The sequence below is a fragment of the Streptomyces sp. NPDC001868 genome, assembly GCF_040297125.1.
Taxonomy (GTDB): Bacteria; Actinomycetota; Actinomycetes; order Streptomycetales; family Streptomycetaceae; genus Streptomyces.
Genome location: NZ_JBEOYO010000028.1, coordinates 1 through 20552, shown reverse-complemented (window position 1 = coordinate 20552; position 20552 = coordinate 1). Strand labels below are relative to the sequence as shown.

19 protein-coding genes are annotated in these 20552 nt (G+C 70.8%); 12 read left to right on the top strand and 7 right to left on the bottom strand.

The features are described 5' to 3' along the window. The first annotated feature begins 138 nt into the window (after nucleotides 1–138). Nucleotides 139–1536, top strand: coding sequence for a GntP family permease (locus tag ABT147_RS28340; RefSeq protein ID WP_351411151.1), 1398 nt, complete (start codon nucleotides 139–141; stop codon nucleotides 1534–1536). Nucleotides 1537–1597: 61 nt separating this feature from the next. On the opposite strand, the gene ABT147_RS28335 is transcribed toward ABT147_RS28340, so the two are convergent. From ABT147_RS28335 to ABT147_RS28325, 3 genes are all read right to left on the bottom strand, one after another. Next, nucleotides 1598–2221, bottom strand: coding sequence for a cytochrome b/b6 domain-containing protein (locus ABT147_RS28335; RefSeq protein WP_351411150.1), 624 nt, complete (start codon nucleotides 2219–2221; stop codon nucleotides 1598–1600). Continuing rightward, nucleotides 2205–2999: a molybdopterin-dependent oxidoreductase gene (locus ABT147_RS28330; protein ID WP_351411148.1), complete on the bottom strand. Its 795-nt coding sequence runs from the start codon at nucleotides 2997–2999 to the stop codon at nucleotides 2205–2207. Before ABT147_RS28330 ends, ABT147_RS28335 begins: the two co-directional genes overlap by 17 nt. 85 nt (nucleotides 3000–3084) lie before the next feature. Then, nucleotides 3085–4740: an FAD-binding dehydrogenase gene (locus ABT147_RS28325; RefSeq protein ID WP_351411146.1), complete on the bottom strand. Its 1656-nt coding sequence runs from the start codon at nucleotides 4738–4740 to the stop codon at nucleotides 3085–3087. A 307-nt stretch (nucleotides 4741–5047) separates the two neighbouring features. Between ABT147_RS28325 and ABT147_RS28320 the strand changes: the two genes are divergently transcribed. The 8 genes from ABT147_RS28320 to ABT147_RS28285 all read left to right on the top strand — a co-directional run bounded on the left by ABT147_RS28320 (nucleotide 5048) and on the right by ABT147_RS28285 (nucleotide 11385). Beyond that, entirely contained in the window at nucleotides 5048–5956 is a 909-nt protein-coding gene (locus tag ABT147_RS28320; protein ID WP_351411143.1) for a DMT family transporter, read from the top strand. 289 nt (nucleotides 5957–6245) lie between these two features. Further along, entirely contained in the window at nucleotides 6246–6761 is a 516-nt protein-coding gene (locus ABT147_RS28315) for an NUDIX hydrolase (protein ID WP_351411141.1), read from the top strand. Nucleotides 6762–6812: 51 nt separating this feature from the next. Beyond that, complete coding sequence (locus ABT147_RS28310; protein WP_351411139.1) at nucleotides 6813–7205, top strand: YidH family protein; 393 nt, start codon at nucleotides 6813–6815, stop codon at nucleotides 7203–7205. Then, a complete protein-coding gene (locus tag ABT147_RS28305) occupies nucleotides 7202–7546 on the top strand; it encodes a DUF202 domain-containing protein (protein WP_351411137.1) in 345 nt (114 codons plus the stop codon). The genes ABT147_RS28310 and ABT147_RS28305 overlap by 4 nt, the downstream gene beginning before the upstream one ends. A 110-nt stretch (nucleotides 7547–7656) precedes the next feature. After that, nucleotides 7657–7953 carry a hypothetical protein gene (locus tag ABT147_RS28300; RefSeq protein WP_327743595.1) on the top strand — a complete coding sequence of 99 codons (297 nt, stop codon included), beginning with the start codon at nucleotides 7657–7659 and terminating at the stop codon, nucleotides 7951–7953. A gap of 112 nt (nucleotides 7954–8065) precedes the next feature. Further along, entirely contained in the window at nucleotides 8066–8977 is a 912-nt protein-coding gene (locus ABT147_RS28295) for an MBL fold metallo-hydrolase (RefSeq protein WP_351411135.1), read from the top strand. Between the two features lie 153 nt (nucleotides 8978–9130). Further along, on the top strand, nucleotides 9131–10165 hold the full coding sequence (locus tag ABT147_RS28290; protein WP_351411323.1) for a phosphotransferase family protein: 1035 nt from the start codon (nucleotides 9131–9133) through the stop codon (nucleotides 10163–10165). Between the two features lie 5 nt (nucleotides 10166–10170). Then, nucleotides 10171–11385: an acyl-CoA dehydrogenase family protein gene (locus tag ABT147_RS28285; RefSeq protein ID WP_351411133.1), complete on the top strand. Its 1215-nt coding sequence runs from the start codon at nucleotides 10171–10173 to the stop codon at nucleotides 11383–11385. Between the two features lie 219 nt (nucleotides 11386–11604). On the opposite strand, the gene ABT147_RS28280 is transcribed toward ABT147_RS28285, so the two are convergent. Continuing rightward, entirely contained in the window at nucleotides 11605–12198 is a 594-nt protein-coding gene (locus ABT147_RS28280; protein ID WP_351411130.1) for a TetR/AcrR family transcriptional regulator, read from the bottom strand. Nucleotides 12199–12338: 140 nt separating this feature from the next. Then, complete coding sequence (locus tag ABT147_RS28275) at nucleotides 12339–13103, bottom strand: SDR family oxidoreductase (RefSeq protein WP_351411320.1); 765 nt, start codon at nucleotides 13101–13103, stop codon at nucleotides 12339–12341. A 211-nt stretch (nucleotides 13104–13314) separates the two neighbouring features. On the opposite strand from ABT147_RS28275, the gene ABT147_RS28270 reads away from it, so the two are divergent. Both ABT147_RS28270 and ABT147_RS28265 read left to right on the top strand, forming a co-directional pair. Beyond that, a complete protein-coding gene (locus ABT147_RS28270; protein WP_351411318.1) occupies nucleotides 13315–14574 on the top strand; it encodes an exo-beta-N-acetylmuramidase NamZ family protein in 1260 nt (419 codons plus the stop codon). A 104-nt stretch (nucleotides 14575–14678) separates the two neighbouring features. Then, nucleotides 14679–15998 (top strand): serine-threonine protein kinase, encoded by a 1320-nt coding sequence (locus ABT147_RS28265; protein ID WP_351411128.1) that lies wholly within the window; start codon nucleotides 14679–14681, stop codon nucleotides 15996–15998. A 41-nt stretch (nucleotides 15999–16039) separates the two neighbouring features. Here ABT147_RS28265 and ABT147_RS28260 read toward each other — a convergent pair whose 3' ends face one another. Next, on the bottom strand, nucleotides 16040–18859 hold the full coding sequence (locus ABT147_RS28260; protein ID WP_351411126.1) for a penicillin acylase family protein: 2820 nt from the start codon (nucleotides 18857–18859) through the stop codon (nucleotides 16040–16042). A 334-nt stretch (nucleotides 18860–19193) separates the two neighbouring features. Between ABT147_RS28260 and ABT147_RS28255 the strand changes: the two genes are divergently transcribed. Then, nucleotides 19194–19796, top strand: coding sequence for a hypothetical protein (locus ABT147_RS28255; protein ID WP_351411124.1), 603 nt, complete (start codon nucleotides 19194–19196; stop codon nucleotides 19794–19796). Nucleotides 19797–19856: 60 nt separating this feature from the next. On the opposite strand, the gene ABT147_RS28250 is transcribed toward ABT147_RS28255, so the two are convergent. Beyond that, on the bottom strand, nucleotides 19857–20378 hold the full coding sequence (locus tag ABT147_RS28250; protein WP_351411122.1) for a hypothetical protein: 522 nt from the start codon (nucleotides 20376–20378) through the stop codon (nucleotides 19857–19859). Between the last annotated feature and the right edge of the window lie 174 nt (nucleotides 20379–20552).

Below are 20552 nucleotides of genomic sequence, written 5' to 3'. Positions count from 1 at the left end.
CCACCCGGTAGCCGCCGCCCAGTAGCCGCCGCCCAGTAGCCGCTGCCCAGTAGCCGCTGCCCAGTGGCCCCGCTTTCCTGGGCGGCCCTCCTCATCCCCTGTAACTTCCCCCCTCCTCCACACAAGGACGTTCTCACCGTGACCGGACTCAACGTCGAGTTGCTGGCAGCGGACCCCGTCGAGCCGATCACCTCGGCGGGACACGCTCAGCTGGGCATCGCCGTACTGGCGGGCATCGCCGTCATCGTCGTGCTCATCACCAGGTTCAAGGTGCACGCCTTCCTGGCGCTGACCATCGGCTCGCTCGCGCTCGGCGCGTTCGCCGGGGCGCCGCTGGACAAGGCGATCCTGAGCTTCACCACCGGACTCGGGTCGACCGTGGCCGGGGTGGGCGTGCTCATCGCGCTGGGCGCGATCCTCGGCAAGCTCCTGGCGGACTCCGGGGGCGCCGACCAGATCGTCGACACGATCCTCGCCAGGGCCGGCGGGCGGGCGATGCCGTGGGCGATGGTGCTGATCGCCTCCGTGATCGGGCTGCCGCTGTTCTTCGAGGTCGGGATCGTGCTGCTGATCCCGGTGGTGCTGATGGTCGCCAAGCGCGGCAACTACTCGCTGATGCGGATCGGCATCCCCGCCCTGGCCGGTCTGTCCGTCATGCACGGGCTGATCCCGCCGCACCCCGGCCCGCTGGTCGCGATCGACGCGGTACAGGCCAACCTGGGGGTCACGCTGGCGCTGGGCCTGGTCGTGGCGATACCGACCGTGATCATCGCCGGGCCGCTGTTCTCGAAGTACGCGGCGCGCTGGGTGGACGTGCCCGTGCCCGAGCGCATGATCCCGGCGCGCGCCTCGGAGGAGCTGGAGAAGCGGCCCGGGTTCGGCGCGACCATCGCGACCATGCTGCTGCCGGTGGTGCTGATGCTGGCCAAGGCGCTGGTGGACATCATCGTGGACGATCCCGAACAGATGATTCAGCGGGTCTTCGACGTGGCCGGTTCACCGCTGATCGCGCTGCTGGCCTCCGTGATCGTGGGCATGTTCACGCTGGGGCGGGCGGCCGGGTTCACCAAGGAGCGGCTCGGTTCGACCGTCGAGAAGTCCCTCGCGCCCATCGCGGGCATCCTGCTGATCGTCGGTGCGGGCGGCGGCTTCAAGCAGACGCTCATCGACTCCGGGGTCGGCCAGATGGTCCTGGAGATCTCCGAGGACTGGTCGATCCCCGCGCTCGTCCTGGCCTGGCTGATCGCGGTGGCGATCCGGCTGGCCACCGGTTCGGCGACGGTCGCCACGATCTCGGCGGCGGGGCTGGTGGCCCCGCTCGCCGCGGACATGTCGACCACCCATACGGCCCTGCTGGTCCTCGCGATCGGCGCCGGCTCGCTCTTCTTCAGCCATGTCAACGACGCCGGGTTCTGGATGGTGAAGGAGTACTTCGGGATGACCGTCGGCCAGACCATCAAGACCTGGTCGGTGATGGAGACGATCATCTCGGTGGTGGCGGGGGCGATCGTGCTGCTGTTGTCGCTGGTGATCTAGGAGCACGCGGCGCCGGTGATCCCGGCGGTACGGGACCGGGGGCGCCCGCACGCGTACGGCCTCACGGCCGCCACAGCGGGTGTTCCCGGTCCGCCCACTCCTTGCTCACCGACCCGGTCCGCAGTCCCCGCCGGGCCTCCGGGTCGCCCAGGGCCATGCCGATGTGGCCGGCCAGGACGATGCCGATGGTCAGGGCCAGCCAGTCGTGGACGAAGGTCGCGCTGGTGCGCCACATCAGCGGGGTGAGGTGGGTGAACCACATCATCAGGCCCGTGGCGAGCATGACGAGGGTGGCGCCGGCGATCCAGGAGGCGTAGAGCTTCTGTCCCGCGTTGAACTTGGCGGCGGGGCGCGGGCCGGGGACGCGGCGGCGGGCGGCGCGGAGCCAGACGCGGTCGTGCGGGCCCCAGCGGTTCAGCCGGCCGACGTCCGCGCGGAACGCGCGGGAGGCGAGGCCCGCCAGGACCGGCAGCGGCAGGAGCAAACCCGTCCATATGTGGACCGTGACCACCAGGGCCCGGCGGCCGACCAGTTCGGCGAGGGCGGGGAGGTAGAGACAGGCCGCCGTCGCCACGCAGACGCCCATCAGGGCGGCCGTCGTGCGGTGGATCCAGCGTTCGGCGGCCGTGAAGCGCCGGACGCGGGTCTCGGCCCGGACCGGGGGTGTCTCAAGTCGTTGGCGCATCGTCCCGCCCGTTCGATCGGCCGACCCACGCGTCGATGTCGTAGCCCCGCTCCTCCCAGTAGCCCGGCTCGACCTTCTCCGTGATCTCGATGCCGGAGAGCCACTTGGCCGACTTGTAGAAGTACATGGGGGCGACATAGAGGCGTACGGGGCCGCCGTGGTTGTGGCTGATGTCCTTGTCCTGCATGCGCAGGGCAACCAGGACGTCCGCGCGGCGGGCCTGTTCCAGGGTGAGGCTCTCGCTGTACGCCCCGTCGAAGCAGGTGAAGCGGACCGCGCCCGCCGAGGAGCGGACGCCGGCCGCGTCCAGCAGCGTGGAGAGCCGTACGCCCTCGAACGGGGTGTCCGGCACGCGCCAGCCCGTGACGCACTGGACGTCCTTGACCATCCGGGTCTGCGGGAGGGCCCGCAGGTCGGCGAGGGTGTACGAGCCGGGCTTGTCGACCAGGCCGTCGACGGTGAGGCGGTAGTTCTTCGCGGTCTTGCGCGGCACGGACGACGTCACCGAGTAGTAGCGGAAACCGCCGCCGTTGGGCAGCAGGCCGGTCAGCCCGGTGGGGTCCTTCTGGGCCGCCTCGCCGAGGAACGCCTCCATGCCGCGCTGGAGCACGGGCGCGGAGACCACGCCGAGGGCGCCGAGTCCGAGGGTGCCGAGGAGGATACGGCGGCCGATGGGTTTGCCCGGCTCGGGTTCCCGGCCGCCGGGGCCTTCCCGGTCTTCCTGGTCTTCGGGGTGCTCCGTCGGCGCTTGCCGCGCTTCGGGATGTTCAGGGTTCACACACCGATTCGACCATCCGCCGCCCCGGTCGGGCCAGTGGCGGCGGATATCCGTCAGGATTCGGTAAGCCTTCGCCGCTCCCGGCTCAGCTCAGCGCCTTCGCCGCCGCGCGGCCCGCCGTACGGCCGGAGAACAGGCAGCCGCCGAGGAAGGTGCCCTCCAGGGAGCGGTAGCCGTGCACACCGCCGCCGCCGAAGCCGGCGGCCTCGCCGGCCGCGTACACGCCCTCCAGCGGGTCACCGCCCTCGGTGAGGACGCGGGAGGACAGGTCGGTCTCCAGGCCGCCGAGGGACTTGCGGGTCAGGATGTTCAGGCGGACGGCGATCAGCGGGCCCGCCTTGGGGTCGAGGATGCGGTGCGGGGTGGCGGTGCGGATGAGCTTGTCGCCGAGGTAGTTGCGGGCCCCCCGGATCGACATGATCTGCAGGTCCTTGGTGAAGGGGTTGGCGACCTCGCGGTCCCGGGAGACGATCTCGCGGCGCAGCTCGGCCTCGTCGATCAGCGGCTCCTTGGTGAGGGCGTTCATGCCGCGGACGAGGGAGCCGAGGTCCTTCTCGACGACGAAGTCGACGCCGTTGTCCATGAAGGCCTTCACCGGGCCGGGGACGTCCGCGCGGGCCCGGATGAAGACGTCCTTGACGGACTTGCCGGTCAGGTCGGGGTTCTGCTCGGAGCCGGAGAGGGCGAACTCCTTGCCGATGATCTTCTGGTCGAGGACGAACCACGTGTAGTCGTAGCCGGTCTTCATGATGTGTTCCAGCGTGCCCAGGGTGTCGAAGCCGGGGAACAGCGGGACCGGGAGCCGCCTGCCGCGGGCGTCCAGCCAGAGCGAGGACGGGCCGGGGAGGATACGGATGCCGTGGTTCTCCCAGATCGGGTTCCAGTTCTGGATGCCCTCGGTGTAGTGCCACATACGGTCGCGGTTGATCAGGTTCGCGCCCGCCTCCTCGGCGATGCCGAGCATCCGGCCGTCCACGTGCGCGGGCACACCGGAGATCATCTTCTCCGGGGGGTTGCCGAGGCGCTCGGGCCAGTTGGCGCGGACGAGATCGTGGTTGCCGCCGATGCCGCCGGTGGTGACGATCACGGCCTGGGCCTTCAGTTCGAAGGCGCCGGTGACCGTGCGGCTGCTGGCCTGGCCGCGCTCGATGCCCGACGCCTCCAGGATCTCGCCGGTGACGGTGTCGACGGCGCCCGCGCTGCGCGACAGGCCGGTCACCCGGTGCCGGAACTTCAGCTGGACCAGCCCCCGGGCCACGCCGTCCCGCACCCGCCGCTCGAAGGGCGCGACGAGGCCGGGCCCGGTGCCCCAGGTGATGTGGAAGCGGGGGACGGAGTTGCCGTGGCCGTTGGCGTCGTAGCCGCCGCGCTCGGCCCAGCCGACCACCGGGAAGAACCGGACGCCCTGCCGGTGCAGCCAGGACCGCTTCTCGCCGGCCGCGAAGTCGACGTACGCCTCGGCCCACTTGCGGGGCCAGTGGTCCTCCTCGCGGTCGAAGGCGGCGGTGCCCATCCAGTCCTGGAGGGCGAGGGCGTGGCTGTCCTTGATCCGCAGACGGCGCTGCTCGGGCGAGTCGACGAAGAAGAGTCCGCCGAAGGACCAGTGCGCCTGGCCGCCGATCGACTGCTCCGGCTCCTGGTCGAGGAGGATCACCTTGCGGCCGGCGTCGACGAGCTCCGCGGTCGCCGCGAGCCCCGCGAGGCCCGCCCCGATCACGATCACATCTGCGTCGTACGACATTCGAGGACGTCCTCTCGGGAACGGGGCGGGCAAGCGGGGGCAGGGCGAAGCAGGCCAGGCACGGCCCCACGCTTTGTTACTGGCCGGTCAGCAGCTTTGGGATCAGATCCTTCGGCAGAAGGAGTGACCTAGTCAACTGCCGAGATGTGTCTCCTCTTACGGACAGCCTCCGGCGGGGCGGCTAGAGTCGCCTGAATACGTACCGGGCCACCCGTCGGGGCACATATCGCCCTCCGACCGGGATGCCGAGCGGATGCCCCTCCGGGGCCACGCGCCGCCGCCCGTCCGACGACCCGAGGTATTCCGCGTGTCGGTTCTCGTTCTCCTTCTCGCCGTGGGCGCCGCCTGCTGTCTGGGATTCGGCTTCGTTCTCCAGCAGCAGGCCGCCGCGCACGCCCCGCTGGGCGACTTCCTCTCGCCCCGGCTGCTGCTCGACCTGATCCGGGTGCCGCGCTGGCTCGGCGGGATCGGGCTGATGGTGTGCGGCATGGCCCTGGGCGCGGTCGCGCTCAGTCAGGGCGAGATCACCCTCGTGGAACCGCTCCTCGCCACGAACCTCCTCTTCGCGCTGGCCCTCTCCCGCCGGCAGACCCGGCAGCCGCTGGGCCGGCAGGGCTGGGCGGGGCTGGTACTGCTCGCGGGCGGCGTCACCGCCTTCATCGTCGCCGGTCGGCCGGAGGGCGGGGCGGCGGTCGGCGGGCCCTTCCGGCAGTGGCTGATCATCGGCGTGATGCTGGGGCTCGCGCTACTGCTCACGGCGTACGCGAAGCGGTCGCGGCTCAGTGCGGCGCCGGTGCTCCTCGCGGTCGCCGCCGGGCTCCTCTACGGCGTCCAGGACGCGCTCACCCGGGTCAGCGGGCAGCTGTTCACCGAGGCCGGATGGGGCGGGCTGTTCACCTCGTGGCAGCCGTACGGGGTCGTGCTGCTCGGTGTGACGGGACTGCTGCTCGTGCAGAGCGCGTTCGAGGCGGGGCCGCTGCGGATGTCGCTGCCCGCGTTGACCGCCGCGCAGCCGTTGGCGGGGATCGTGTGCGGGGTGGGGTTCCTGGGGGACCGGCTGCGGATGGACGCGGGGGCGCTCGCGTGGGAGGCGGTGGGGTTGGCCGGGGTCGTGGTGGGGGTGGTGCTGCTCGGGATGCATCCGGCCATGCCCTGTGGCTCCGCGGGGGGCTCCGCCGGTGCGGTGCGGGAGAGCGCGGGGGTTCGGGTCGCGTAGCGGGTGCGGGTTCGGTGGGGGCTGGTCGCTCAGTTCCCCGCGCCCCTGAAAAGCGAAGCGGGGGCTGCGCCCCGCTTCGCTTTTCGGCCCGCGGTCCCGTCGACTTCAGGCCCGCAGTCCCGTCGACTTCAGGCCCGCGGTCCCGTGGTCGTTTCAGGCCCGCACAGGTCCGTCGCCCTTCAGGCCCGCAGGGGCCTGAAGCTTTTAGGGGCGCGGCGAACTGCGCGAGAAGCCCCACCCACCCGCGGTCGACACTCGCGGTCAACCCTCCCCCTGCTTGGATGGAGCCATGAGCGCCGCAGACGAGATCCTCGACATCGTGGACGAGAACGACGAGGTCATCGGGCAGGCCCCGCGGGGGGAGGTGTATGCCCGGGGGATGCGGCACCGGGCCGTGTTCGTGCTGGCCCGGGACGCCGAGGGGCGGGTGTTCGTGCATCGGCGGACGGCCACGAAGCTGGTCTTTCCGGCGCTGTACGACATGTTCGTGGGCGGCGTCGTCGCGACGGGCGAGTCCTACGACGACGCGGCGCTGCGCGAGGCCGAGGAGGAACTGGGCGTCTCCGGGCTGCCCAGGCCCGACCCGCTGTTCAAGTTCCTGTACGACGACGGGGCCGGGCGCACCTGGTGGTCGGCCGTGTACCAGGTCCGCTGCCCGCTGCCGGTGAACCCGCAGGTGGAGGAGGTCGCCTGGCACGGCTTCCTGACCGAGGCGGAGCTGGAACAGCGGCTGGGCACCTGGGAGTGGGTGCCGGACGGGCTGGCGGCGTACGAGCGGCTGAGGGCGGGCCGGGCCGCGCAGTAGAGCCTGGGGAGGGCGATCTGCACCCCGAAGGCGACCGGTACTGTCCTGTACGTGATCGAATTTGTACGGAACGTCCGGCTCTGGTTCGCCCCCGAGGGGGTCCGGGCGGAAGGCCGGACCCCGGACTACCGGTTCTCCCTCGCCAACGAGCGGACCTTCCTGGCCTGGCTGCGCACCTCGCTCGCCCTCATCGGCGGCGGTTTCGCGGTGGACCAGTTCCTGCCGGACCTGCGCTGGGGCTGGCGCGTCGGGCTCGCGCTCGCCCTGCTGGCCGCCGGGGTGCTGTGCGCGTTGCGGGCCGTCAACCACTGGGTGCGCTGCGAGCGGGCGATGCGGCGCGGGGAGGATCTGCCGGTGTCCCGCTTCCCGGCGGTGCTCGGCCTCGTGGTCGCCGTGGTCGCCGTCGCCATGGTCGTCGTGGTGCTGCTCGGGTGGGAGGGGTGAGCCCGCCACCGTCCGCCCCGTCCGCTCCCCCCGAGGCGCCCGACCGTGACCCCGGCCTCCAGCCCGAGCGCACCCGGCTCGCCTGGCGGCGTACGACCCTGACGGGCGCCGTGATCGCCGTGCTCGCCGCGAAGTCCGCGCTGCACGGCGCCCCGTCCACGGCGGGCGTGGTGGCCGCGGCCCTGTGCGCGGTGCTGTGGCTGGGCATCCTGGCGCTCGCCCATGGCCGTATCCACGCCCTGACCGCCACCCGCCCGCCCGTGCTCGAGCCCCGGATCGCCGCGACGGCCGTCCTGTGCGTGATCGCCCTCGCGGTGTGCGGCGCGGCCCTGGTCCTCTGACCAAAGCCAGGACAGGGCTTGGGGTGTGCATGGAGTTTCAGAAAGGAAGAATTGGGGCTTCTGTGACTAGCCTGGATATGTCACCCACTGCCCCACCGAAGGTGAGCGCGATGACCACCCTGCACCAGGAACACCCCGTCCACGACCACGACCACGGCCCGGCCTGCGGGCACACCGCCGTGTCGCACGGTGACCACACCGACTACGCGCACGACGGGCATCTGCACCGCGAGCACTCCGGCCACTGGGACGAATGCGAGCCGAGCGGGCACACCGCGCACGACGGCCACTCCCACGAGCACGGCGAGGACTGCGGGCACCAGGCGGTCACCCACGGGGACCACGTGGACTACGTGCACGACGGCCACCGGCACGCCGCCCACGACGGGCACTGGGACGACCACTGACGGCACCCCCACCCGCACCGCTTCCGTACACCCCGGATTCCACCGGATCGTCGCCGACTGGCAGGCTCTGACCACCAGTTGGCGACGATCCGGGGGGATGAAGGGGGTCACTGTGACCGCAGAAGATCCGTACACCGTCGAGCTCGCGAGCGACGTGTACGCGTATGTGCAGCCGGACGGCGGATGGTGTCTGAACAACTCCGGTTTCGTGAGTGACGGGACCACCACTCTGCTCGTGGACACGGCGGCGACGGAGCGCCGGACCCGGGCTTTGGGCGCCGCGCTCGACGCGACCGGTGTCCCCAGGCCCCGATTCCTGGTCAACACCCACCACCACGGGGACCACACCTACGGCAACGGCTTCTTCACGCCGGCCGCCACCCTCGTCTCGCACTCCGCCTGCCGCCGCGAGGCCCTCGCCAGCGGGCAGCACCTCCATCTGCTGTGGCCGGACACCGACTTCGGGGACGTCGAGATCCAGGGCGCGGACCTGACGTACGACGACCGGGTGACGCTGCACGTCGGCGACATCGAGGCCCACGTCATTCACCCGGGCATCTCCCACACCGTCGGCGACTCCGTCGTATGGCTGCCGCACCGGCGGGTGCTGTTCGCGGGGGACCTGGTCTTCGAGGGCGGGACGCCGTTCTTCCTGATGGGGTCGCTGAGCGGTTCCCTGCGGGCGCTGGCGCTGCTGCGCGAGCTGGGCGCCGAGACCGTCGTACCGGGGCACGGGCCGGTGACCGACCCGTCCGCGTTCGACAGGGCCGAGCGGTACATGCGGTTCGTGGCCGAGGTCGCCGAGAAGTCGCACGCGGCCGGTCTCACCCCGCTGGAGGCGGCCCGGAACACGGATCTCGGGGAGTACGCCGCGCTGCCGGAGAGCGAAAGGCTGGTGGCGAACCTGCACCGGGCGTACGCCGAGCTGGACGGACACCCGGAGGGTGAGGGCGTGGACCCGTTCGCCGGGTTCATCGACATGGCGACCGTCAACGGCGGGGAGATGATGACCTGCCACGCGTGACGGCGTGCGTGGTTCTCCGCCGCGGGATCCGGCCACGTACGGCCGGATCCCGTCGAGACTCCGATCACTTTCGTGCCGCCCACTGGACGACATACCGACCGGTCGGCATCATGAGTCGGGTCAGATCCCCGTACACCGCGCGTAGGAGCGATGATGCACCCAGACCATCCGCCAGGTCTCGACCTCGACCGGCTCCGCGCCCTGCTCGACGGCGAGCGGCCCGGACTCGTGGGCGGCCCGCTCACCGGCCGGCTGATCGAGGGCGGACGGTCGAACCTGACGTACGCGGTCACGGACGGTGTCGCGAAGTGGGTCGTACGGCGCCCGCCGCTGGGCCATGTGCTGGCGACCGCGCACGACATGAAGCGCGAGCACCGGGTGATCAGCGCGCTGCACCCGACGGAGGTGCCGGTGCCGCGCCCCGTGCTGCTCTGCGAGGACGAGGACGTGCTCGGCGCGCCCTTCTACGTCATGGACTTCGTCGAGGGCACCCCCTACCGCACCGCCGAGCAGCTGGCCCCGCTGGGCCCGGAGCGCACCCGGGCCGCCGTGCTGAGCCTCGTCGACACCCTCGTCGAGCTGCACGCGGTCGACCCCGCCGAGGTGGGCCTCGCCGACTTCGGGCGCCCGGAGGGCTTCCTCGACCGGCAACTGCGGCGCTGGGGCAAGCAGTTGGACGCGTCCCGCAACCGCGAGCTGGCCGGTATCGACGAACTGCACGCGGCGCTGGGGCGACAGCTGCCCCACTCCCCCGCGGCGACCGTCGTGCACGGCGACTACCGCCTCGACAACGTCCTGCTCGGTGACGACGACCGGATCAGGGCCATCCTCGACTGGGAGATGTCCACGCTCGGTGATCCGCTCACCGATCTGGGGCTGCTGGTGATGTACAGCGTGCCGCTCGCCACGCCCGACTCCCCCGTCTCCACCACCGCGGCGGCGGCCGGGCACCCGGATCCGGCCGAGATCGTCGAGCGGTACGCGGCGCGCTCGGGCCGCGACGTCTCCTCGGTGTCCTGGTACACGGCGTTCGCGTGGTTCAAGCTCGCCGTGATCCTGGAGGGCATCCACTACCGGTACACCCTCGGCCAGACGGTCGGCCGCGGCTTCGACCGCATCGGCGACCTGGTCCCCGTCTTCATCGAACACGGCCTGACGACTCTGCGCGCCGGCTCCCAGGAAGGCTGATCAGCATGGACTTCGCATTCGACGCCCGTACGGAGGAGCTGCGCGCCAAGCTCCTCGCCTTCATGGACGAGTACGTGTACCCGGCGGAGGCCGTGGCCGAGGAGCAGCGGGCCGAGCTGGCCTCGCCCTGGGACACACCGGCCGTGGTGGAGGAGCTGAAGGCCGAGGCCCGCCGCCAGGGCCTGTGGAACCTCTTCCTGCCCGACTCCGCGTACGGGGCCGGGCTCACCAACCTCCAGTACGCGCCGCTCGCCGAGATCACCGGCCGCAGCCCGCACCTGGCGCCGACGGCCACGAACTGCGCGGCGCCCGACACCGGGAACATGGAGGTGCTGACCCAGTTCGCCGACGAGCAGCAGAAGAAGCAGTGGCTGGAGCCGCTGCTGGCCGGTGAGATCCGCTCGGCGTTCGCGATGACCGAGCCGGACGTGGCCTCCTCGGACGCCACCAACATCACCACCCTCATCGAGCGGGACGGCGACGAATACGTCATCACCGGCCGCAAGTGGTACATCTCCGGGGCGATGAACCCGGACTGCAAGATCTTCATCGTGATGGGCAAGACGGACCCGGACGGCGCGGACATCCGGCGTCAGCAGTCCATGGTGCTGGTGCCTCGTGACACCCCGGGTGTGACCGTCAAGCGGGCCATGCGGGTGTTCGGCTACGAGGACCACTCGCACGGCGGTCACGCGGAGGTCGTCTTCGAGGGTGCGCGGGTACCGGTGGCCAACCTGATCGGCGAGGAGGGCGGCGGGTTCGCCATCGCCCAGGCCCGGCTCGGGCCGGGGCGCATCCACCACTGCATGCGGCTGATCGGCATGGCCGAGCGGGCGATCGAGCTGATGTGCCGGCGGGCCGTGTCCCGTACGGCGTTCGGCAAGGCGCTGGCCCAGCAGGGTGTCGTGCACAACTGGATCGCCGACGCGCGGGTGACGGTCGAGCAGTTGCGGCTGCTGGTGCTGAAGACGGCCTGGCTGATGGACACCGTCGGCAACAAGGGCGCCCACACGGAGATCCAGTCCATCAAGATCGCCACGCCGCGTGCGGTCGTGGACATCCTCGACCGGGCGATCCAGTTGCACGGGGCGGGTGGGGTCAGTCAGGACTTCCCCTTGGCCGAGCTGTACGCGAGTGCGCGGACGCTGATGATCGCGGACGGGCCGGATGAGGTGCATCAGCGGTCGTTGGCCCGACGGGAGCTGAAGCGGTACGTGTGAGGCCGGGCGCCTCATAGCTCGGGGGGCGCGGGTTCGTTGGCGGGTGCGGGTGCGTGGGGGCTGGTCGCGCAGTTCCCCGCGCCCCTGAAAAGCAGGGGCTGCGCCCCGCCCTTTTCAGGCCCGCAGGGGCCTGAATCTTCAGGGGCGCGGGGAACTGCGCGATCAGCCACGACGTGGCCGCACTCGCCGATGAACCGGCGCCCCCGAGCTATGAGGCGTCTACGGTCGCAACGCCCGGAGCAGGAGGTCCGCCAGGTGGTTCGCGACCTCCTGGGGGCCCATGGGGCCGTCCGGGCGGTACCAGGTCGACAGGTGGTGGACGGAACCGAAGTGGTAGTCGACCACCAGATCGGCAGGGGTCGCCTTGGAGAAGACGCCGGTCTCCTGCCCCTCCTCCACGAGCGCACGGAACCGCTCGTGATAGCGACGACGCTCCGCACGGACCTGCTTGTTCTTCTCGGGACTCAGATGGTGCATGGACCGGAAGAAGATCATCGCGTCGTCGAGATTGTCGATCGTGGTGACGACGACATCCGCGGCCGCCCCCCGCAACCGCTCCTCGACCGGCGCGTCGGCCCCCGCGAACGCGTCCAGCCGCTCCTGCTGGAGCCGCAGCACGCGCGCGTACACCTCGTGCAGCAGGTCGTCCTTGGAGCCGAAGTAGTGGTAGAGCGCGCCCTTGGTGACACCGGCCGCCTCGACGATCTCCTGCACGGAGGTACGGTCGTAGCCCCGCTCGGCGAAGAGCCGGGTGGCGGCGGCCAGCAGCCGCTGCGGGACGGGCGTACCGTCTCCGTCCGTCGTCCTGGGCACTGCCGCCACCTGCCTTCCGAGGTTCTGTTGTCGCCTACTGGTCGCCCGCCGGCCGCCGATCGGTTCCCGACCGGCCGGTATCGGGCGCTCCCGCCGGAGGATCATCCCACTCTCCGGCGCCCGTGCGCCGGGCAGGGCGGTCAGCCCGTCGTCTCCCACTTGCGCTGGATGTGGTTCATGTTCGTCAGCCAGCGGTCCGGGTCGGCGGCCCTGGCCTGGTAGAAGCCGGCCACCTCGGGGTGCGGCAGGATCAGGAAGCGGTCCTTCTCGATGCCCTCGAAGAGCGCGTCGGCCACGTCCTCCGGTTCGATCGCGGTCGGGGTGAGCACCAGGTCGCCCGCGCTGCCGGAGGCGGTCAGCATGTCGGTACGCACTCCCTGCGGGCAGATCGCGTGGACCTTGAGGCCCCGGTGGCGGTAGGTGAGGGAGAGCCATTCGGCGAAGGCGTACGCCCCGTGCTTGGTGACGCTGTAGGGCGCGGCGCCGATCATCGTGAGCAGCCCCGCCGCCGAGACCGTCGAGACGAAACGCCCGCTGCCCCGCTCCAGCCACGCCGGCAGCAGCTCATGGGCCGCCCGGACGTGCGCCATGACGTTGACGTCCCAGGCGAGCGCCCAGACCTTCTCGTCGGCCGCCTCGGTGCCACCGGAGGCGAGCCCGGCGTTCGCGCAGTACACGTCCACCGTTCCGCCGAGCGCGTCGCGCGCGTCGGCGACGATCGAGGACGCGTCCCCCGGCACGGCGATCCCGCCGATCTCGTCGGCCACCGCCTTGGCCCGGTCCCCGTCCAGGTCGTTCACGACGACCCGCGCCCCCTCGGCCGCGAACCGCCGCGCCAGAGCGGCCCCGATCCCCCCACCGGCCCCTGTGACGACCACACCCGCATCCCGCACAGCTCCCACGATCGGTCTCCTTCGACGCGACACCTCAAGAACAGCCTGCCAAGAGGGCCAGACTAACCGGTCGGTATGTGCCAGAGGAAGGGCGCCACCGAAGCCCCCGCAAGGGGCGCGGGGAACCGCGCGACCAGCCACACACGACCCGCGGATCACAAACCACCCGAGGAAGCGCTAGCTTGCACATACACCGCTCCCCGCGATGACGGAGGTCACCCCCATGCACCTCTCCCGCCGCACCTTCCTGGCCGCATCCACAGCGGCCACAGCGGCCACCGCCTCCACCACCGGCCTCACGACCGGACCCCCCGCCGAGGCCGCCCGCCAAGGGCAACGGCTACGCACCGGCTTCGAGCGCCTGGCCGGGGACGGCTACAAACTCCTCGGCGGCCAGAAGGTCGGCATCGTCACCAACCCCACCGGCATCACCCGCGACGCCCGCCACATCGTCGACGTGATGCACGCCGACGACCGCGTGGACCTCAGGGCCGTCTTCGGCCCGGAGCACGGCTTTCGCGGTACCGCCCAGGCCGGCGGCTCCGAGGGCCGCCACGACGACCCGGCGACCGGGCTGCCGGTCTACGACACGTACCTGAAGAGCGGCCGGCCCCTCGCGGACATCTTCACCGCCTCCGGCGTGGACACGGTCGTCTTCGACATCCAGGACGTGGGCGCCCGCTTCTACACGTACATCTGGACGCTGTACGACTGCATGGAGGCGGCCCAGCTCGCGGGCAAGCGTTTCGTGGTGCTGGACCGGCCGAACCCGGTGACCGGGCGGAGCGCCCAGGGGCCCGTGCTGCACAAGGAGTTCGCGACGTTCGTCGGGCGGCAGCCGATCTCGCAGGCGCACGGGATGACGGTGGCCGAGCTGGCGCGGCTGTTCAACGGGGAGTTCCTCACCACCCCCGTACCGCTGGAGACCGTCCTGATGTCGGGGTGGAAGCGGTCGCGGTTCTTCGACGACTCGGGGCTGCCCTGGGTGCCGCCGAGCCCGAACATGCCGACGCCGGACACCGCGCTCGTGTACTCCGGGACGTGCCTGTTCGAGGGGACGAACCTGTCGGAGGGGCGCGGCACGACCCGGCCGTTCGAGCTGCTCGGCGCGGAGGGGATCGACCGGCGGTGGGCGGCCGCCGTGAACGGGCTCGGGCTGCCCGGCGCGCACTTCAGGGAGGCGTACTTCGCGCCGACGTTCTCCAAGTTCCAGGGGAAGACCATCGGCGGCGTACAGATCCATGTCCACGACCGGGCCGCGTACGACCCCGTGCGCACCGGGATCGGTCTCCTCGTGACCGCCAGGAAGGTGTGGAGCGGCTTCGCCTGGCGTCCGGACGACTGGATCGACAAGCTGACCGGTTCGGCGCGGGTGCGGACGATGATCGACGCGGGCGCGGACACGGACGAGGTCGTGGCGGGCTGGCAGGAGGAGCTGACGGCGTTCCGCGGGGTGCGCGCGGAGTATCTGCTGTACCGGTAGCCCGCACCACGGGTACGGGCCGTACGTGACGTATGGCCATCCTTCGCCGTTGGCAGGACCATGCGCCTGAGCGCACCACCAACGGGGGCCGAAGGGGGCTCGTCATGGCGGATCCGGGAATGAGCGTGACTCCCTACTGGGAACTGACCTTCGACGCGGACGGGGACGTGGACACCGGTCAGCGGGACCGGCTGCTCGACGGGGTCGGCAGGCGCGGGGTCGTGGATCTGGTCGTCTTCGCGCACGGCTGGAACAGCGACCGGTCCGGCGCGACCGGGCTCTACAGCCGCTTCTTCGCCCCGTTCCCGGCGCTCGCACCGCACGCCAGGCTGGGCTACGTGGGTGTGCTGTGGCCCTCGATGCGGTTCTCGGACGAGCCGATCCCGGACATCAAGCCGGTCCCGGCCGTCGCGCCCAGCCGCCCCACGCTCGACAAGAACACCCGGCACGCGCTCCTGGAGGTCTTCCCCGGGCGGGCCACCCTCGTCGAGCAGTTGGCGCGGCTGCTGGAGCAACGGCCGGACGAGGGTGCCTCGTTGGAGGAGTTCGGGCGGCTCGTACGGCTGCTGGTGGAGGTGCCGCCCCAGGGGCCGCAGGGCGCGTTCACGGCGGACACCATCGTGGAGGGGGTGCCTGAGGGCACGCCCGGGATGCTGTGCGGGGACGCGGTGACGGTGTGCGCGGACTTCGCGGCGGGGCTGGCCGAGGTCGAGACCTCGGGGGTGATGACCGGGGCCGTCGTCACCCCGCCCCGGGCCTGGGACGGCGCGCATGAACTTCTGCGTCAGGCCACCTACTTCGCGATGAAGCGCCGGGCGGGGACGGTCGGCGAGCGGGGGCTGGGGCGGCTGATCGGACAGCTCGCGCGGAAGGCGCCGAAGGTGCGGGTGCACCTCGTGGGGCACAGCTTCGGCGCGCGTCTCGTGTCGTTCGCGCTGCGCGGGCTGCCCGAAGGGGTGCACACGGTGAAGTCGGTGACGCTCCTTCAGGCGGCCTTCTCCCACTACGCGTTCGCGGCGCGGCTCCCTCACGACTCCCGGGCGAGCGGTGTCCTCAACGGCCAACAGAAGCGGATCGACGGCCCGTTGGTGTGCTGCCACTCCAAACACGACTCGGCGCTCGGCACGATCTATCCGCTGGCGTCCCGGATGGCGGGCGACGCGCGGACGGTGCTGGGCCTGAGCGTGAACAGCCTCCTCGGCGCCAAATGGGGCGCCCTCGGCTACGGCGGCATCCAGGCGGTGAAGGGCACCCGGTCGTTCAAGCTCGCCGACGCCCTCAAGGCCCAACTGCCGACCGCGGGCTGTGTGAACATCGACGCCTCGGCGGTGGTGAGACGCGGCGGCGCGCCCTCCGGCGCCCACAGCGACATCTGCCACCGGGAGCTGGCGCGGGTGGTGCTGGCGGCGGGCCGTGTCGCCTGACCACGGCCCGCCGCCCGCGGGACCTCACCGGTGCGGGCGCGTCACCGGTGTGAGGTGAACTCCACGACCTGCTGATAGGTCGGCCGGTTCTGCCAGCTGATCTTGTTGTGCTTGATGCCTCCCAGGGGCTGCTGGATGATCGAGTCGGCGCACCACTGGTCGCCCGCCGAGCAGAACGCGTCGCCGGGGTAGACCTGTGCGGCGGTCTTGCCGGCGGCCTCCTTGAGGGTGTTGATCAGGAGGGTGCGGCAGGCGCCGACACTGCCGCCGCCGCAGTACTTGTTCGCCAGCGGGCCCCGCACCGTCTCGCCCAGCACCGAGCGGATGTCCTTGTCGACGTAGCTCCACCAGCCGTACTGGAAGGAGCTGCCGGCGTGGGATCCGGTCGGGCCGTGCGCGGCCGACGGGGACTCGTCGATCGGCAGGTTGGCGGTGATGGCGGTGTAGAGGTCGGTGCCGAGGCCGGGTTCGAACTGGGCCTTCACCAGCAGGGGCCACCAGGCGTCCAGGATGCGGATGGCCTCGGCGTCGGCGTAGGTCTTGGAGCCGGCCGAGGTCTCCGTGCGTTTGGAGCCGGAGGTGACCCAGGTCTGAAGCTTGCTGACCGCCGCGGCGGCCGTGGAGTCCGTGACCGTGCTGCTGTTGATCACCTTGAGCAGGTCCGGGACGACGTCCTCGGCCCGCAGGTCGGCGAGGCCCGCCTCGGCCATGGCCTTCGTCAGCGAGGCCCGGGTGACGCCGCCCGCGGCGACCAGCTTCTTCACCCGGTCGTCGAGGAGGTTGCCCCGGTGGACGGAGCCGTTGCCCCAGGGGGCGGTGGTGTAGTCCGCGGCCTGTTTGTTGTTCCAGGAGATGTAGTAGTCCTGGTCGACGGAGTTCGGGTGCTCGGCGGGCGGGGTGTAGTCGGCGGTGTTGGTGGTGGGGTTCCAGTTCCGCCACTCGTACGCGGACTGGGCCCAGGCCGGGAACTCGGGGTCCACGCTCGTGGCGCGCACCGGGTTGTCACCGCTGTTGTAGTACGCGGTGTGGGTGGAGTCGGCGTAGAACCAGTTGAAGGTGTAGTTGATGTTCTGGACGGCCTTCTGGAAGGTCTCGGGGCCCTTGACGTAGTCCGGGTCGTTCAGCATCTGGAAGCCGATGATCGACTCGGCCTCGTTCAGGTAGGAGGAGCGCAGGGTGGTGTAGGCGACCTTCTTGCCGCCGACCGTGGCGCGGTGGGTGACGGGGCCGTACTTGGTGCGCCAGACCTGCATGCGGTACGAGCCGGCCGGGGTGGAGTCGGCGGTCGTGGGCTTCCAGGCGTTGGTCTGTTCGATCTTCTCCATGGCCGTGCAGGTGCCGTGGTACAGGTAGTGGACGTCGTCCTGGCACAGCTCGACGGCGTACGAGTCGATGATGTCCTGGCCCGAGGTGGTGGCGCTCCAGGCGTAGTCCTGGCCCCGGCCGAGTTCGACGTACATGCTCAGGCCCGCGAAGGAGGCGCCTCGGGCGCTGATGCCCGGGCCCTGGATCTCCTGGAGCATGAGCAGCTGCGGGGCGAAGTAGCCGGTCTGCGGGCCGAAGACGGCGACGGGATGCCCGCTCGCGGTGTGCTCGCCGCTGACGACGAGGGCGTTGGACATGCCGCGCCGGGCTGAGCTGAGGGCGCTGTCGGTGGCCTCGGAGGAGACGTTCGTGGAGGCGGCGCCGGCGGCGCTGCCGGTGCGGTCGTACACCAGCGGCTCCTCGGCGACCGTGCCGTCGTCGGGGAGGGCCATGCCCTGCGGGTTCGCGGGCTTGGTGGCGTAGGGGAAGCTGCCGTCGTGGACGGTGAGGGCGGCCTCGGGGTCGTTGCGCTCGCGGAAGGACTCCCAGACCTTGGTGCCCTCGGTGACGCCGTACTTCTCCTGGGCGGCCAGCAGGGACAGGGCGTTGTTGACCTCGCCGCCGCCTCCCGAGCCGAAGAGGGCGCCGATGACGGAGGCCAGGGCGACCAGGTCGGTGGACTTGAACTTCTCGATGGTGCCGGCGTTGGTGACGGAGTCCTTGTGGCCGGTCAGGACGTACTCGCCGGGGTAGTTGCGGGCGCTGTCGGAGGCGTCGATGTAGGCGTTGATGCCGGCGACATAGGCGTTGACGTCGGCGAGGGCCAGCTGCCCGCGCTCGCCGTTCGTGGCCACCGCCTTGTCGATCTGGGCCTGGAGGTCGGCCTCGGTGTAGGGGGCATGGCGCCAGAACTCCTGCTCCAGGCCCTGGTTGGAGGCGGCGCCGCCCGCGAACGGGGTGAGCTTGCCGCGGCCGACGTGCCGGAAGACGTCCATCAGCCACAGCCGGTCCTGGGCGGCGGCGTAGCCCGCGCCGAACTCGGTGCCGTAGCGGGTGGTGCCCGTGATGTGCGGCACACCGGTCTTCTTGTCGCGGACGATCGTGACGTCGGTGCGGCCGGCCGGTTTCAGGGTGGAGGCGACCTGGTCGGAGGCGACGCCGAAGGAGGCGTCGTTGAAGAAGGTGTTGATGGTGGAGTTGGTGAGACCCGGGTAGCCGGTGGCCAGGTTGTTGTAGGGGCCGAGCTGGTTGCTCGCGTTCTCCGGCATGGAGCCGAAGGCCTGGTTGAGGAGGATCTGGGCGAGGGTCGCGTTGCCGTTCTGGCCGGGCGGCAGGATGTCGGAGCACTGTCCGCCGCAGTGATCGGTCACCGCGGCCGCCTCGACGGCGGCGGTGTCGGTGTCAGCGGCAGCGGCCGGGGAAGCCGGGGAAAGAGGCGACAAAAGACCGGCAACGAGTGCGCATATCGAAGCGGCCTTGAGGAACTCCGGGAATCTACGGGGAGTTCTCAGTCTGTCCAGTGCGTTGCGTGAGGTGTGTGGGGTGCGCCAAGGCATGGCAGCTCCTCCCGACGGGGGTGGGCCGGACGTTACCGCCGGTATCCCCGGGTTGGAAGATGAACATGCGTCACGTTTTTTCGATCACCGCCGCCGGACAGGTGACTCACAGCGTGAACAGGTACTCAGAAGTAGTCGTAAGCAGACAAGAAGAAGTCAGAGACAGTCAGACGTAGGCAGGAACGGTCCGTGAACGGCTCAGTAGACGACTTATGGAGGTCATCGGAAATCGGATGGAGCCGAATCGCGTGTCGATACGTCTATTCGGCGACGTCCCGACGACGACGCCGAAGTGACCGAAGTACAGGTGCAGGTGTGACGGAGGTGCAGGGCGATGGCCGGTTTCCGGAGTCTGGCAAGACAGGTGCGAGATCCCAGGTGCGACCTGGCACTGCGGCGCTACTCGCTGCGCAAGTGCCTTGAGCGGTTCGCCCCCTACGGGCATCGGGCGACCTGGGACCACTTGTGCGCACGGGCCGGCTTCGGCCCCGAGGACCGCAACCCCGACCCGGCGCGGCTCGTGGCCGCACTGGAGGAGTTGGAGGAGGCCCGCTCCGTCTGGCTCGACTACGAGGTGCAGTTCGCGCAGCGCCGCAAGAAGGAGAAGCACGACGGGCTGCGCAGGCCGGGCAGTGTCGACGACTGGCACCGGCTGACCTGGGGAGGGTTCGGCGTCGCCTGGTGCGACGACCCGAAGGTCCATCCCGACGAACCCCTGGCGGAGGTGCTGCGCCGGCTCATCGCCGCGCTGGAGCGCGAACCGGGCTCGACCTGCCCGGTGTGCGAGGGCGAGCGCCTCGTCTATATGTACGACCTGGCCCATGAACCGTCCTCGGGCCCGGTCTGCACGGAGTGCGGAATCGTGGTGCCACGACCGGTGCTCACACCCGAGGCCCTGGCGGAGTCCAGGCGCGGACGGCTGCTGATCTCGGCGTAGCGCGGCGGGGGTGCGCCGGGGATGCCGCACCCCCGTGTATGAGCGGATACGGCGTGACGACTACGGCCTCCTGATGTCCGTGTGGATGGCGAGCTTGAACTCGGCGAGGGTGAGCGCCGTGGCCCGCCTGGTGTCCCCCGACCCACGCGCGGAGGTCTTCAGCCCGAGCGGCATGCCCTTGTGCACGAACATCTGCCACGTATAGGTGCGGTACTGGCCGCCCCGGGTGGCCGCGATGTCCGTGGTGCCCGTGGAGTTGTACTTCCCCTCCGTGAGGTTCAGCGGATCGCGCACGAAACGGGCCCGGTACTCCAGCGTCCTGGGGTCCGGCTCCCAGAACACCATCGCCGACAGCACGCCCCAGCCGTCGTGGCTGGGCCAGATCAGCCCGGAGCGCGCGTCGGGGAACGTCGAGGCGGTGCCGCCGCCGTGCGCCGGGTCGTGCATCTTCCAGGGGTCGTACGACTCCTCGGTCTTCTCGTACGGGAAGCGGACCAGGTGGTAGCCGTCCGGGTCGTAGGTGATCCGCTGTACTCCGGAGTGCGCCTTCTCCCACTTCAGCGAACAGATGACGACGCTCATCGGGGCGCCCTTCTTTTTGGCCGGGGGGTGGGTGGGCGTGGTGGGTGGGTGCGGGTCCGGTGGGGGCTTCTCGCGCAGTTCCCCGCGCCCCTGAAAAAGCAGGGGCTGCGCCCCGTGCTTTTTCAACGGCCCGCAGGGGCCGTTGCCTTCAGGGGCGCGGGGAACTGCGCGACC

What these genes read in the sequence shown, in the direction of transcription:
- ABT147_RS28315 (WP_351411141.1), top strand. Translation starts at nt 6,246, where the DNA reads ATGAGCGCCGCAGACGAGATCCTCGACATCGTGGACGAGAACGACGAG.
- ABT147_RS28250 (WP_351411122.1), bottom strand. Translation starts at nt 20,378, where the DNA reads ATGAGCGTCGTCATCTGTTCGCTGAAGTGGGAGAAGGCGCACTCCGGA.
- ABT147_RS28300 (WP_327743595.1), top strand. Translation starts at nt 7,657, where the DNA reads ATGACCACCCTGCACCAGGAACACCCCGTCCACGACCACGACCACGGC.
- ABT147_RS28270 (WP_351411318.1), top strand. Translation starts at nt 13,315, where the DNA reads ATGCACCTCTCCCGCCGCACCTTCCTGGCCGCATCCACAGCGGCCACA.
- ABT147_RS28285 (WP_351411133.1), top strand. Translation starts at nt 10,171, where the DNA reads ATGGACTTCGCATTCGACGCCCGTACGGAGGAGCTGCGCGCCAAGCTC.
- ABT147_RS28260 (WP_351411126.1), bottom strand. Translation starts at nt 18,859, where the DNA reads ATGCCTTGGCGCACCCCACACACCTCACGCAACGCACTGGACAGACTG.
- ABT147_RS28290 (WP_351411323.1), top strand. Translation starts at nt 9,131, where the DNA reads ATGCACCCAGACCATCCGCCAGGTCTCGACCTCGACCGGCTCCGCGCC.
- ABT147_RS28335 (WP_351411150.1), bottom strand. Translation starts at nt 2,221, where the DNA reads ATGCGCCAACGACTTGAGACACCCCCGGTCCGGGCCGAGACCCGCGTC.
- ABT147_RS28325 (WP_351411146.1), bottom strand. Translation starts at nt 4,740, where the DNA reads ATGTCGTACGACGCAGATGTGATCGTGATCGGGGCGGGCCTCGCGGGG.
- ABT147_RS28265 (WP_351411128.1), top strand. Translation starts at nt 14,679, where the DNA reads ATGGCGGATCCGGGAATGAGCGTGACTCCCTACTGGGAACTGACCTTC.
- ABT147_RS28255 (WP_351411124.1), top strand. Translation starts at nt 19,194, where the DNA reads ATGGCCGGTTTCCGGAGTCTGGCAAGACAGGTGCGAGATCCCAGGTGC.